Source organism: Rahnella sp. PCH160, from assembly GCF_047784855.1.
Taxonomy (GTDB): Bacteria; Pseudomonadota; Gammaproteobacteria; order Enterobacterales; family Enterobacteriaceae; genus Rahnella.
Genome location: NZ_JBLOGT010000001.1, coordinates 619,451 through 631,915, shown reverse-complemented (window position 1 = coordinate 631,915; position 12,465 = coordinate 619,451). Strand labels below are relative to the sequence as shown.

The window sequence follows — 12,465 nt, the reverse complement described above, 5'->3', positions numbered from 1 at the left end:
CGCCCTGCGGGATTTGTAGGCTGAATTGCTTTTGGGCTAAATCAATTCAGCAAAAAGGAGTGGATGTGAAAAAATTACTCGTCACCGGGATCGTCATGGGGCTTTTTTCGTGGCAGGCTGCTGCACAAACCATCGTGCTGACGGATGCTGAAGCCGGTACTGAACTGGGAAATTGGAAAACTGACAGCAAAAAGCTGAATATCGCCGGTGCAGATTTCAGCATCGAACAAAAAGTCTTACATGGCGGTAAACAGGAAGGGTCTAAAGTCATTACGATCACCAGCAAAGGGCTGACCATTGCTCTTAGCCCGACGCGCGGCATGGATTTACTGCATGTCACCGGCGATAACATCCGGCTGGGCTGGGATTCGCCGGTGCAGGAAGTGGTGAATCCGGCGTACATCAATCTGGAAAGCCGCAATGGCGTGGGCTGGCTGGAAGGTTTCAACGAAATGATGGTGCGCTGTGGCTTTGAATGGACCGGACATCCTGTTACCGCTGACGGCATGATTTACACGCTGCATGGCCGCGCAGGCAACACGCCAGCCTCGAAAGTGGTGGTGGATATTGCAGAAAAAGCGCCGTACGAAATCACCGTGCGCGGGTTGCTGAAAGAAGACACCTTCAAAAAAGCCAAACTGGAAACCTGGACTGAGCTGCGTTATGTGCCGGGCAGCCAGTCATGGACCATTCACGACCAGCTGACTAACGCGTCCGATTATCCGCATGACTACCAGATTATTTATCACAGCAACTTTGGTCAGCCGATCCTTGAGCAGGGCGCGCGCTTTATCGCACCGCTGAAATCCATTTCTCCGTTCAATGATTACGCCAAAAAAGGCCTGACCGACTGGCAGACTTACGCCGGGCCAACCAAAGGCTTCGATGAAATGGTCTTCAACATGGTGCCGCTGGCGGATGCACAAGGCAAAACCATCGCGGGCGTCGTGAACAAAGCCGGTGATAAAGGCGCGTCGATTGAGTTCGATACGCATCAGCTTCCGCTGCTGACGCTGTGGAAAAATACTGACACCCTCAAACAGGGCTATGTGACCGGTATTGAACCGGGCACTAACTACGCGTATCCGGTAACGATTGAGCGTAAACAGGGTCGTGTGAAACAGCTGCAACCCGGCCAGAGCACCGTGTTTGAGCTGAAATATTCCCTGCTGCCGGATGCAAAAGCGGTTCAACAGCTTGAGCAAAGGGTGAAAACGTTGCAGGGTGAACACAAAACCGAGGTCAGCGATCAACCGATTGCCGTTGAGTAATCGTTGCAGCCGCATAATCTGCATAGAGGACGCCGCGCAAGGCGTCCTTTTTTTGCCGCGTTAATCAAAAAACAGATCGACAAAATTTTGAAGCCCGCGCTGAAAAATGCGTAGAATTGCCCGGTAAATTTTTCGACTTTACCGGGATTGACCATGCTGCTGCTGATCGACAACTACGACTCGTTTACCTATAACCTCTACCAATATTTTTGCGAGCTGGGGGCAGAGGTCAGCGTGATGCGTAACGATCGGCTGACGATTGCGGATATAGAACACCTTTCCCCGTCACATCTGGTGATTTCGCCCGGCCCGTGTACGCCGGATCAGGCAGGGATTTCCCTGCAAGCCATCACGCATTTTGCCGGTAAGCTGCCGGTTCTCGGCGTCTGCCTCGGGCATCAGGCAATGGCGCAGGCGTTCGGTGCAAAAATAGTCCGCGCCCGTCAGGCCATTCACGGTAAAACGTCTCCCATCCGCCATACCGGCAACAGCGTTTTTAGCGGGCTGAATAATCCGCTGACGGTGACGCGCTACCATTCGCTGGTGATTGCGCCCGACACGTTGCCTGATTGCTTTGACGTCACCGCGTGGACTGAGCGCGAAGGCGGGCGTGACGAAATCATGGGCATCATGCACAAAACTCTGCCGCTGCACGGCGTTCAGTTCCATCCGGAAAGCATTCTCAGCGAGCAGGGACATCAGCTTCTGGATAATTTCCTTAAAATCTAAACACTTAATTGCATGGTAAAAATTACTTACGCGACAGGCATGATTTCTGTTTGCCTGCGTGTGATTTTTTATGCATATTTTGTGATTATATTTTCACATCCATTGCGGCTGTGAATTCCAGATCATCGTAACAACTCACTGGTAAGAATCAGAAAGGGAGAAGGGTTATGGCAGAAAAAGCAGCGGTTAACCGGGGCACGTTCGATAAAGTGATTTTGCCGGTTTATTCACCCGCGAAATTTATCCCGGTGAAAGGCAAAGGCAGCCGCGTGTGGGATCAGCAGGGTAACGAATATGTTGATTTCGCGGGTGGGATTGCGGTGACCGCGCTGGGCCATTGCCATCCGGCACTGGTGAAAGCGTTACACGATCAGGGCGAAACCCTGTGGCATGTGAGCAACGTTTTCACCAACGAACCCGCGCTGCGACTGGCACAGAAGCTGATCGACGCGACCTTTGCTGACCGCGTATTTTTTGCCAACTCCGGCGCAGAAGCCAACGAAGCCGCATTCAAACTGGCGCGCTATTACGCTTCGCATCGCCACAGCCCGTACAAAAGCAAGATTATCGCTTTCCATAACGCCTTCCACGGTCGCACGTTGTTTACTGTTTCCGTCGGCGGCCAGCCAAAATATTCCGACGGTTTTGGCCCGAAACCGGCTGATATCGTGCACGTACCCTTCAACGATCTCGACGCGGTAAAAGCGGTGATCGACGACCATACCTGCGCCATCGTGGTGGAGCCGGTTCAGGGCGAAGGCGGCGTAATGCCCGCCACTCAGGAATTCCTGCAAGGTCTGCGCGAGCTTTGCGATAAACATCAGGCGTTACTGGTGCTCGATGAAGTTCAGAGCGGCATGGGCCGCAGCGGTAAGCTGTTCAGCTACATGCATTACGGCGTGACGCCGGACATTCTGACCACGGCGAAAGCACTGGGCGGCGGTTTCCCGGTCAGTGCCATGCTGGCAACCGAAGACGTTGCGTCGGTGATGGAACCGGGTAAACACGGCACCACCTACGGCGGCAACCCGCTGGCCTGCGCCGTCGCCGAAGCCGCGCTGGATATCATCAATACGCCCGAAGTGCTGGCCGGTATCAGCGAACGCCGCGAGAAATTCATCAGCGCGCTGGATGCGATCAACCAGAAATACCCTATCTTCAAAGAATTCCGCGGCCAGGGGCTGCTGATTGGCGCCGAGCTGTCGGACGCCTTCAAAAACCGCGCCGGAGAGTTTCATGCAGCCGCCGCTGATTTCGGGTTGATGATGCTGGTGGCGGGCCCGAATGTGATGCGGTTTGCACCATCACTGGTGATCGACTTCGCGGATATTAGCGAGGGGATGGAGCGGTTTGAGAAAGCGGTAGCAAAAATTTGCGGGACACGCTGATGAAATCGGATCGAGACGGTTTCTCACTCGCCGTGAGGGCTTGACCGAGGAAGTTTCGGTTTTTCACTCGCCGTGAAGGGCTGACCGAGGAAGTTTCGGTTTTTCATGGGCGGTGATCGCTCAGCGGCTCGCGCAGAAACCGCCCAAGAGAGGGAAGTGCTTTCCCTCTCTTGGATCTCTCCCCGCTTTTTCAAACAAGCGCTACCGCTGGCTGGCTATGTTTCAGGCGCCACATCTATTGCCGCAAAATCCCGCCGCTGCGCGGTTCCTTCCAGTCGGATTACAAACCGCGCGAAAAGATACGCGGTTTTCCACCTCTCCTTTCAGCGTGATTTTTGAAAGCGGCCAGAGGCTGATCCCAATTCAAAATCAGGCCGGTTTTAATCTTTTACAAAGGCAATCTGGCGCACTCAAAATCCAGCTGAACGGAGCGGCTTCGAGACCAGAGGCTCGAAGACCGAGTGAAGGCAGCACGAAGTGCCTGGATTTGCGCCACACGCGGATGTTCCAGAATATGTCCATCGATCCAGCGGTAGCGCGTGTTGAAAAAAAAGCGTGGGAGATCAAAGAGGGAGGCGCTTTCCTCCCTCTTTGTCGGTTTCGGCGCAGTTGAATAGGTGATCACTGCATATGAAAAACCGAAATTTTCTCGGTCATAGCCCCTCACGGCGAGTGAAAAACCGAAACCTTCTCGATCCAGCCTTTAAACGGGGGATATAAAAGGGGATCCCCCTTTTACGCCCGCCGCGTCAGCCAGATCCCGTGATGTGGCCTCTGCTTCCACGCCAGTGACGAAATGGTATGCATCACACTCAGATGCGAAATCACCCTGCGCAGGTGCCGCTCCATTTCGGTCAGCGGCATGTCCGGGTGCAGTTCCGGCGCATTAAACAGGCTGTTCTCGCTGCCGGGGCCGTCGTACAGCAGCCGTTGCTGACAGCTTTGCAGCGCAATTTCGCAGGTTTGCAAATACTCCGTTGCCAGCTTTTCCGGCAGCATGTAATGCTCGCGGGCGAGAATGGTCATCGCGTTGATGTGCTCAACGACAAACTGACTGTGCGTGACCCACAAACGCATATCCGCCAGATAATGCGAGTTAAAACCCGGTTCCTGCATCGCCTGGCTCAGCGAGGTGAACAGCTTGTTGTGCGCCTGATTCACCTGCATCCGGGTGTACGCGAGTTTCGACGCGTCAGGGTTTTCCTGCAGGATAAGCCGGATGGCGTCCTGATACGTTTCCAGCGCCTGATGGGCGTTCTGGCGCATCAGGCCACTTTGCCATTGCGGCCACAGCCAGATGGTGCCGCCGAAGGCCAGCGCACAGCCAATCAGCGTATCGATAAGTCGCGGCACCAGAAAATGGATGCCGTTCATCGCCAGCAGCTGCAACGTATACACGGCGGTGACCGTCATCCCGACCATCGCCAGCCCGTAGTTTTTGCGCAGCACCGTGTAGGAAATCAGCGTCACCACCAGCATACAAATCAGCGTGATGCCTTCCGGCATCTCCAGTTTCAGCAATCCGGCGGCAATCAGCAGACCGGCCAGCGTGCCGAGCGCACGGTGCTGGATACGCACACGGGTGGCGTTATAACCGTTCTGGCTGACCAGCATGATGGTCAGCAAAATCCAGTAGGGTTTCGGCAGATTGAAGAAGAGGCCCAGGCTGCTGCCGATCGCCAGAATCAGCCCCAGACGCGCAGCGTTGCGCAGGGCTGAAGATTTAAAAGACAGATAACTTTTCAGTGCAGGCCAGAACGGCAGGCGCGGCTGGGAGTTCATCAGATCTCGGCGGTACAGCGGGCGCTGCGTCCGCAGCAGTCGGGCGATGCGGCTGAAATGGTAATAACAAAAGCGGCCAACCGGATTGTCCGGATTTTGTGCCGCGATTTTTTCCAGCGCCGCCAGTTCATTCGCCATCGTGAAACGTTCGGAAAACCGGTGATAAAGAATATCGTCCGCAATCACGCGCAGCCGGGCGGAAATCACCTGCGCATTCCGGCGGATCACCGCTTCGGCGTGGCTTTCTTCCACCAGTTTTTGCACTTCTTCCGGCTGATGCAGGCTCACCGTGATGTGTTCCTGCAAATCGAGCGCGACCTGAAAACGCTGGAACAGCCGCTTGTGGTGATGATTATGCCCGTGCTGCGGGAGCATGTGCAGTTGCTGATACAGCAACGCAATCAGATCAATAACCTGCTGCTGACGTTTGAGCAGCGGCGGAAGGGCAGTTTCCGGGTCGGTATGCTGCGTCAGCAGGCTGTATTTGGCCTCGAAATAATCCGCGAGCTGTAAATACAGCTGACTGAGCGTTTCTCGCATTGGCTGTTCTTCGGAAATACGGAACCACGCCCAGTTAAACAGCCCGTACCAGGCGGTGCCGGCGGCAAACAGCGCGGGTGCCTGCCACATCGGCCTCACGCCGACCATGCTCAGTGTGAAGATGGTGGCCACCAGCGCGCCGGGCAATAAACGCGCATGCAGCGGGCTGATTTCACCGGTAACGCCGAGCAGTAAGGCCAGCGTTAACATAATGAGCGGCAGGGGAATGTGCCAGTTTTCGAGCATCACCTGCAAAAGAATACTGCTGACGGCAAACAGCGAACCGCCGACCATCAGGCGTTTAAAGAAGCGTTTGTGCGGGGTATCGAGACCGGCAACGTTGCAGCAGGCCGGACACAGGGAAAACAGCAGGCCCATTTGCAGATTGCCAAACAGCCAGCAAATACCGACAGGCAGGCACAACACCAGCGTCTGGCGCAGCGCGTAGTTAACTTCGGGATGATAGAACAGTCTTCGCCATAGCGTCATGGGTAAAGCTTAGCCCATAAAAAAGGCGCGACAGTAAGCTGTCGCGCCAATTTCTGAGGGATTAACGTGTGCCGTAAACGACAATCGTTTTACCGTGTGCGGAGATCAGGCTCTGATCTTCCAGCATTTTGAGAATACGTCCGACTGTTTCACGTGAACAACCGACGATTTGGCCGATTTCCTGACGGGTGATCTTGATTTGCATCCCGTCCGGATGGGTCATTGCATCAGGCTGTTTAGCCAGATTCAGCAAAGTTTGCGCGATACGGCCTGTTACGTCGAGGAAGGCAAGGTTGCCGACTTTCTCTGACGTCACTTGCAGACGGTTTGCCATCTGCGCGGAAAGACGCATCAGAATATCCGGGTTTACCTGAATCAGCTGGCGGAATTTTTTATAAGAAATTTCAGCCACTTCGCAGGCAGTTTTAGCACGAACCCAGGCACTGCGTTCCTGCCCTTCTTCGAAGAGTCCCAGCTCGCCGATGAAGTCACCTTGGTTAAGGTATGACAGTATCATTTCTTTGCCTTCTTCATCTTTAATCAGGACGGCAACCGACCCTTTCACGATGTAGTACAGCGTTTCGGCTTTTTCACCCTGGTGAATCAGCGTACTTTTAGAAGGATACTTATGTATATGACAGTGAGACAGGAACCATTCGAGAGTCGGGTCTGTTTGTGGCTTGCCGAGAACCATTAGCTATTATCCTCTGTTATTATCGCTGCCCAAAATCACAGGGCTCAGAGTTCCCTGTACGGCACTTACTTTATAAAGCGCCCTTTCAGCATATAACTCCCCAGAAATGCTGCAAGCGGATGTCGGAGTGAAACAGCCTGATTATTGCTGTTAACACCGTGGGTTCTGTTCTTAAACCGCAAAAACCGTCACCGCAATTTACTGGAAAGTATGTTTCGGCTTTGTTTGTAACACAGGATTGCAATGCTGTCTTCTGTTGTCTCGCTTCAGCATGATGGCGATCGGGTTACGTTGCCAGATTTTGGGTGAAAGGGTAGTCTGAGGGGAAAATTTGACGAATTTATCCACCGGGAGAAGAGTACATGCACGCACGCGTAAAATGGGTAGAAGGGCTGACATTTTTGGGGGAGTCAGCGTCGGGCCATCAGATCACAATGGACGGCAATGCGGGCGATAAAGCGCCGAGCCCGATGGAGATGTTGCTGATGTCGGCGGGCGGTTGCAGCGCGATTGACGTGGTTTCTATTTTGCAAAAAGGCCGCAATGACGTCCGTGACTGCGAAGTGAAACTGACCTCTCAGCGCCGCGAAGAAGCACCGCGTCTGTTCACGCACATCAATCTGCATTTCATCGTCACCGGCAAAGACCTGACGGATAAAATTGTCGATCGCGCCGTCAGCCTGTCTGCGGAAAAATACTGCTCCGTTTCCCTGATGCTGGGCAAAGCCGCGACGATCACCCACAGTTTTGAAGTGGTGAACGCCGAATAATTCACGACCAGCGCAAAGGCGCGGCCGGTTTGTGTCAGCGCCATGCCCTGATTTCACTTACTCGATTTTCTTCCCTTCCATCAGGCGCTGCACCAGCGGCGCCATAATCAGCTCCATCGCCAGCCCCATTTTGCCGCCCGGCACCACCAGCGTTTTGATGTGCGAGATAAACGAGCCCTGCAACATCGCCAGCAGATACGGGAAATCAATGTCGTCCAGCCCCTGGAAATGGATCACCACAAAGCTTTCATCCAGCGAAGGAATAGCTTTTGCGGCAAACGGGTTGGAGGTGTCGATGGTCGGCACGCGCTGGAAGTTAATGTGCGTGCGGGAAAACTGCGGCGTGATGTAGTTGATGTAGTCGTCCATCGAACGCACCACGGAATCCATCACCGCTTCTCGGGAATGTCCGCGCTCGCCGGTATCGCGCACCAGTTTCTGGATCCATTCGAGGTTAACGATGGGCACCACGCCGACCAGCAAATCGACATGCGCCGCGACATCCGTTTTGTCGGACACCACGCCGCCGTGCAGGCCTTCGTAGAATAAAATGTCCGTCGGTTCCGGCAATGCCTGCCACGGCGTAAACGTCCCCGGCACCTGATTGTAGGGAACCGCTTCGTCATAAGTATGCAGATATTTGCGTGAACGGCCGGTGCCGGTTTTGCCGTATTCGATAAAGCTTTTTTCCAGCAAACCGAAGTCGTTGGCTTCCGGCCCGAAGTAGCTGATATGACGCCCGAGGTCTCGGGCTTTGCGGATGGCGGCGTCCATTTCCGGGCGGGTGAAGTGGTGAAAACTGTCGCCTTCCAGCTCAGCGGCGTGCAGGCCAAGCTGCTGGAATATTTTCCGAAATGCCAGACTGGTGGTGGTGGTGCCTGCACCGCTCGAACCGGTAACGGCAATAACGGGATGTTTGGCTGACATAATGCGCTGTTCTCCATAAAGGTGAGGCAGGCAGGCGTGTCGCGGTCTTTTCTGTGGTCGAAGACCTGGCGACATCGCTGCGCATAATTAAGCCTATTGTTACCATATTTATTCGAGAAGTGACAGGCGACGACCGGTTATTTCAGCTGCCCGTAATAGGCGTTTTTCCCGTGTTTACGCAGATAATGTTTGTCCATCAGCGGTTGTTGCATAGCGCTAAGCGCGGGCGTCAGCTGGCGGGAGAAGATGCCCATGTAGGCGCATTCCTCCAGCACGACGGCGTTGTGCACGGCGTCAGCGGCATTTTTTCCCCAGGCGAATGGCCCGTGAGAATGCACCAGAACCGCCGGGATCTGCATGGCGTCCAGACCACGCTTCAGGAACGTTTCGATAATGACGTTACCGGTTTCCCGTTCATATGCGCCGTTGATTTCTGCTTCGGTCATCAGGCGCGTGCAGGGAATATTGCCGTAGAAGTAATCGGCGTGCGTGGTGCCCCAGGCCGGTAAATCCAGCCCGGCCTGCGACCAGATTGTCGCGTGGCGGGAATGCGTATGCACGATGCCGCCGATTTCCGGAAACTGCCGGTAAAGCGCCAGATGCGTGGCGGTATCCGACGACGGATTTTTGTCGCCTTCGATGCGCTCACCGGTATGCAGATCGACGACGACCATATCGCTGGCTTTCATGTCGGTATATTCCACGCCCGACGGTTTGATCACCACCCGCCCTTTTTCGCGGTCAACCGCGCTGACGTTGCCCCAGGTAAACGTCACCAGATGATGCGCGGGCAGCGCCAGATTGGCTTCCAGCACGTCCTGTTTCAGCTGTTCTAACATGCGAATTCTCCTTCCTGCATTTTGGCTTCAATCCACTGGCGGGCTTTGATGATTTCCAGCACCGGCTCGGCGGCAGTTTCCGTCCACATTTCGATGAGGAATGCGCCGCGATAATTCAGTGCGCCCAGCGTGCGGAAAAAACCGGTGAAATCGACGCAGCCGTCGCCGAACGGCACATCGCGGAACTGGCCTTTTGAGGTCGCGGTGACCGGATAGGTATCTTTCAGGTGGATGGCGGCGATGCGGTCAATGCCCAGCGCCAGCTCCGATGCGATGTCGTTTCCCCACGCGCTGAGATTGCCGATGTCCGGATACACGCTGAACCACGGCGAATTCAGGCGTTCGTCCCACGCTTTCCACTTGGTTATCGAATTCATGAATTCGGTGTCCATGATTTCGACCGCCAGCGTGACCTGCGCGGCGGCGGCCTGTTCCACCGCCCACGCCAGTCCTTCGGCAAATCGTTCGCGGGTACCGGCGTCGGACGCTTCGTAATACACGTCATAACCGGCCAGCTGTAAGGTACGGATGCCTAAATCGCGCGCCAGTTTGATGGCTTTGGTCATCACTTCCCGCGCACGTTCGCGGACGCTTTCATCGTGGCTGCCGAATGGAAAGCGGCGGTGCGCGGAAAGGCACATCGACGGAATGGAGACGCCGATTTCCATCATCGCTTCGACCAGCGCGACGCGTTGCGTAATGCTCCAGTCGAGGCGTGACAGGCGCTCATCGGTTTCATCCACCGACATTTCAACAAAATCAAAGCCACAGCTTTTGGCCAGCGCCAGCCTTTCCGGCCAGCTCAGGTGTTTTGGCAGCGCTTTTTCATAGATGCCCAGCGGATGTTTTCTCATGCCGTTGCTCCCCAGATGGCGCTGATTTGCTGATGAAACGCCTGCGCGACCTGCGCGGGTTGCGTTGCGTCGGATAACGCGCGCCCGGCAATAAACGCCTGAACGTCAATGTCGCGGAACAGCGGCAAATCCGCAGGCGTGATGCCGCCGGTGACGGAAAGGCGCAGCCCGATATCCGACAGCTGTTTCATGCGATCCAGATCCTGCTGGCCCCAGGTTTGTCCGCTGGCCTGCGCGTCGCGTCCGCGGTGATAAATCGCCTGACGGATCCCCGCCGCGTGCCAGTCGCGCGCATCCTGCATCGTCCAGTTGCCGAAGAGTTCTATCTGGATTTCGCCCCGATATGTTTTCGCCACGTCGTGCGCTTTGATAACCGTCGCCAGCGGTGCGGCGCAAATCACCGTCATCCAGTTAGCCCCGGCTTTAAACGCCTCCAGCGCCAGCGTTTCACCGGCGTCGGCCACTTTCAGGTCGGCCACCAGAATCTTGTCCGGGCAAAGTTCACGCAGGGTTTCCACCGCCTGCAACCCTTCGCACAGACACAAAATAGTGCCCGCTTCGATGATATCGACGTGATTTTTCAGCGCCTTCGCGGTGCGCAGCGCGGCCGGAAGGTCGGTATGATCCAGCGCCAGCTGGAGAAGAGGTTTAGTCATGATGAAGTTTTCCCTGTGAGTCAGCCGCCGCGCAGCGGGCGTGATAACCGCCCAGTGCGTCGATCAGGAACTGGTAACGTTGTGTTTTTTTCTGATAGGCAATTTGCGCACCGGCGTCGGGTTCCAGACGCTTCACGGCAAAGTGCAGATGGCGCTGGGCTTGCGCGAAAGTCGGATACACGCCAGTGCCGACCATCGCCGCCAGCGCCGCACCCAGGCAGCCGGTTTCTTCGATTTGCGGGCGTTCCACCGGCATTCCGCTGACGTCGGCCAGCATCTCCATCCAGACCTCAGAACGCGCCGGGCCGCCGGTGACGCGCAGGGTTTTCGCCTGCGGAAAGCGCTCCAGCATGCGGTTGAGATGCGTCATGTGGCTGAACACCACGCCTTCGTACACCGCCTGCAACAAATGGCCGCGATGATGCAGCGATTGCAGGCCATAGAATCCGGCGGTCATTTCCGCACCCTGATTGCTGCCATAGAGGAAGGGCAGGAACTGGACGTCGGTTCCGGCTTTCGGCAGGGCGCTGACGGCGCGGTTAATCTCCTCAAACGGCATACTGCCGGTTTGCTGGTTCAGCCATTCGAGATTGGCGGAGGACGTCGGGCTGGCTTCGTGGATGAGATAGCCTTCGCCGCCCGCGTAGCGGCCATAGACGTACGGATGGTTTTCCCGCTCGCCCATTTCCGCTGATATTCCGCTGGTGACCGCCCACGTGCCCATCACCGCATTCAGGGTAAATTCATCGTGAAGTCCGGCGCACAGCGCGGTGGACACCACATCGAATAATCCGCCGACCACCGGCGTTCCGGCGGTTAATCCGGTCAGTTCTGCGACGCCTGGCGTCACGGTTCCGCAGATTTCAGCCGAACCGACCACCGGCGGCAGCGCCGCGCTGATTTCGGCAATCCCTAACATTTCAGCCAGCCGGGCGTCGTAACCGCCGTTCGCCATGTGATACAGATTGGATTCGGAGATGTTGGTTTCTTCGCAGCCACGCTCGCCGGTCAGGCAATAACGCAGATAATCGTGCGCCATCATTACCGTGCCAATTTGCTGATAACGATCCGGCTGATGCAGTTTTATCCAGCGCAGCAATGACACCGGATGCCCGGCCCACAACGCCTGTCGGGTCAGCGGATAGATTTGCTGATGCAAACCGTCACGCTGCCAGGCGCTGATCACATCACCGGCGCGGCGGTCGGAGGACAAAATCCCCCGGCCCAGCGGATTTCCGGATTTATCGAGCAGGAATAACCCTTTGCCCTGCGCCGAGATACCGATGCCTTTCACCTGCGCACCGCTGACGTTTTGCTGGCGCAGCAACGCGGCAATACAACTTGCACATGACGCCCACAGCGCAGGCATGTCACGTTCAGCCCAGCCGGGATGGTCGCTCAGCACCGGCAGGGACTGGCGGCAAACGCCGGATTCCTGCCCTGTGTGATCGTACAATCCCGCCTTGAGATAGGTGCCGCCGCAGTCGATTCCTAACCAGTATTCTCCGGATGAAACTTTCATCGTA

Annotated in this window: 12 protein-coding genes; 5 read left to right on the top strand and 7 right to left on the bottom strand. The window is 55.8% G+C overall.

The window, feature by feature from the left end; all coding sequences use genetic code 11:
• Nucleotides 1-65 precede the first annotated feature (65 nt).
• The 4 genes from ACM5QY_RS03000 (at nt 66) to ACM5QY_RS02985 (ending at nt 4,001) form a co-directional block, all read left to right on the top strand.
• Nucleotides 66-1,271, top strand: coding sequence for an aldose 1-epimerase family protein (locus ACM5QY_RS03000; RefSeq protein ID WP_416119138.1), 1,206 nt, complete (start codon nt 66-68; stop codon nt 1,269-1,271).
• A 153-nt stretch (nt 1,272-1,424) separates the two neighbouring features.
• Entirely contained in the window at nt 1,425-2,000 is a 576-nt protein-coding gene (locus ACM5QY_RS02995) for an aminodeoxychorismate synthase component II (RefSeq protein WP_416119137.1), read from the top strand.
• A gap of 167 nt (nt 2,001-2,167) precedes the next feature.
• Nucleotides 2,168-3,388: a bifunctional acetylornithine/succinyldiaminopimelate transaminase gene (gene argD, locus ACM5QY_RS02990; RefSeq protein ID WP_416119136.1), complete on the top strand. Its 1,221-nt coding sequence runs from the start codon at nt 2,168-2,170 to the stop codon at nt 3,386-3,388.
• A gap of 238 nt (nt 3,389-3,626) precedes the next feature.
• The gene (locus tag ACM5QY_RS02985; protein ID WP_416119135.1) at nt 3,627-4,001 is read left to right on the top strand and encodes a hypothetical protein; all 375 of its coding nucleotides are present in this window, start codon (nt 3,627-3,629) and stop codon (nt 3,999-4,001) included.
• A gap of 122 nt (nt 4,002-4,123) precedes the next feature.
• Here the strand turns inward: ACM5QY_RS02985 and ACM5QY_RS02980 are convergent, their stop codons facing one another.
• Complete coding sequence (locus ACM5QY_RS02980) at nt 4,124-6,199, bottom strand: YccS/YhfK family putative transporter (protein WP_416119134.1); 2,076 nt, start codon at nt 6,197-6,199, stop codon at nt 4,124-4,126.
• Nucleotides 6,200-6,260: 61 nt separating this feature from the next.
• Entirely contained in the window at nt 6,261-6,893 is a 633-nt protein-coding gene (crp, locus tag ACM5QY_RS02975) for a cAMP-activated global transcriptional regulator CRP (protein WP_013573634.1), read from the bottom strand.
• A gap of 362 nt (nt 6,894-7,255) precedes the next feature.
• On the opposite strand from crp, the gene ACM5QY_RS02970 reads away from it, so the two are divergent.
• A complete protein-coding gene (locus ACM5QY_RS02970) occupies nt 7,256-7,663 on the top strand; it encodes an OsmC family protein (protein WP_416119133.1) in 408 nt (135 codons plus the stop codon).
• Nucleotides 7,664-7,720: 57 nt separating this feature from the next.
• Here ACM5QY_RS02970 and ACM5QY_RS02965 read toward each other — a convergent pair whose 3' ends face one another.
• The 5 genes from ACM5QY_RS02965 to ACM5QY_RS02945 form a co-directional block, all read right to left on the bottom strand.
• A complete protein-coding gene (locus ACM5QY_RS02965; RefSeq protein ID WP_101077437.1) occupies nt 7,721-8,590 on the bottom strand; it encodes a phosphoribulokinase in 870 nt (289 codons plus the stop codon).
• A 137-nt stretch (nt 8,591-8,727) separates the two neighbouring features.
• Complete coding sequence (gene araD, locus ACM5QY_RS02960; RefSeq protein ID WP_416119132.1) at nt 8,728-9,429, bottom strand: L-ribulose-5-phosphate 4-epimerase; 702 nt, start codon at nt 9,427-9,429, stop codon at nt 8,728-8,730.
• Entirely contained in the window at nt 9,423-10,283 is an 861-nt protein-coding gene (locus tag ACM5QY_RS02955; protein ID WP_416119131.1) for an L-ribulose-5-phosphate 3-epimerase, read from the bottom strand. Before ACM5QY_RS02955 ends, araD begins: the two co-directional genes overlap by 7 nt.
• Nucleotides 10,280-10,939 (bottom strand): 3-keto-L-gulonate-6-phosphate decarboxylase UlaD, encoded by a 660-nt coding sequence (gene ulaD / locus ACM5QY_RS02950; protein WP_416119130.1) that lies wholly within the window; start codon nt 10,937-10,939, stop codon nt 10,280-10,282. Before ulaD ends, ACM5QY_RS02955 begins: the two co-directional genes overlap by 4 nt.
• Entirely contained in the window at nt 10,932-12,461 is a 1,530-nt protein-coding gene (locus ACM5QY_RS02945) for an FGGY-family carbohydrate kinase (RefSeq protein ID WP_416119129.1), read from the bottom strand. The genes ulaD and ACM5QY_RS02945 overlap by 8 nt, the downstream gene beginning before the upstream one ends.
• Between the last annotated feature and the right edge of the window lie 4 nt (nt 12,462-12,465).

What these genes read in the sequence shown, in the direction of transcription:
- ACM5QY_RS02980 (WP_416119134.1), bottom strand. Translation starts at nt 6,199, where the DNA reads ATGACGCTATGGCGAAGACTGTTCTATCATCCCGAAGTTAACTACGCG.
- crp (WP_013573634.1), bottom strand. Translation starts at nt 6,893, where the DNA reads ATGGTTCTCGGCAAGCCACAAACAGACCCGACTCTCGAATGGTTCCTG.
- ACM5QY_RS02945 (WP_416119129.1), bottom strand. Translation starts at nt 12,461, where the DNA reads ATGAAAGTTTCATCCGGAGAATACTGGTTAGGAATCGACTGCGGCGGC.
- ACM5QY_RS02995 (WP_416119137.1), top strand. Translation starts at nt 1,425, where the DNA reads ATGCTGCTGCTGATCGACAACTACGACTCGTTTACCTATAACCTCTAC.
- ACM5QY_RS02965 (WP_101077437.1), bottom strand. Translation starts at nt 8,590, where the DNA reads ATGTCAGCCAAACATCCCGTTATTGCCGTTACCGGTTCGAGCGGTGCA.
- ulaD (WP_416119130.1), bottom strand. Translation starts at nt 10,939, where the DNA reads ATGACTAAACCTCTTCTCCAGCTGGCGCTGGATCATACCGACCTTCCG.
- ACM5QY_RS02955 (WP_416119131.1), bottom strand. Translation starts at nt 10,283, where the DNA reads ATGAGAAAACATCCGCTGGGCATCTATGAAAAAGCGCTGCCAAAACAC.
- ACM5QY_RS02970 (WP_416119133.1), top strand. Translation starts at nt 7,256, where the DNA reads ATGCACGCACGCGTAAAATGGGTAGAAGGGCTGACATTTTTGGGGGAG.
- araD (WP_416119132.1), bottom strand. Translation starts at nt 9,429, where the DNA reads ATGTTAGAACAGCTGAAACAGGACGTGCTGGAAGCCAATCTGGCGCTG.
- argD (WP_416119136.1), top strand. Translation starts at nt 2,168, where the DNA reads ATGGCAGAAAAAGCAGCGGTTAACCGGGGCACGTTCGATAAAGTGATT.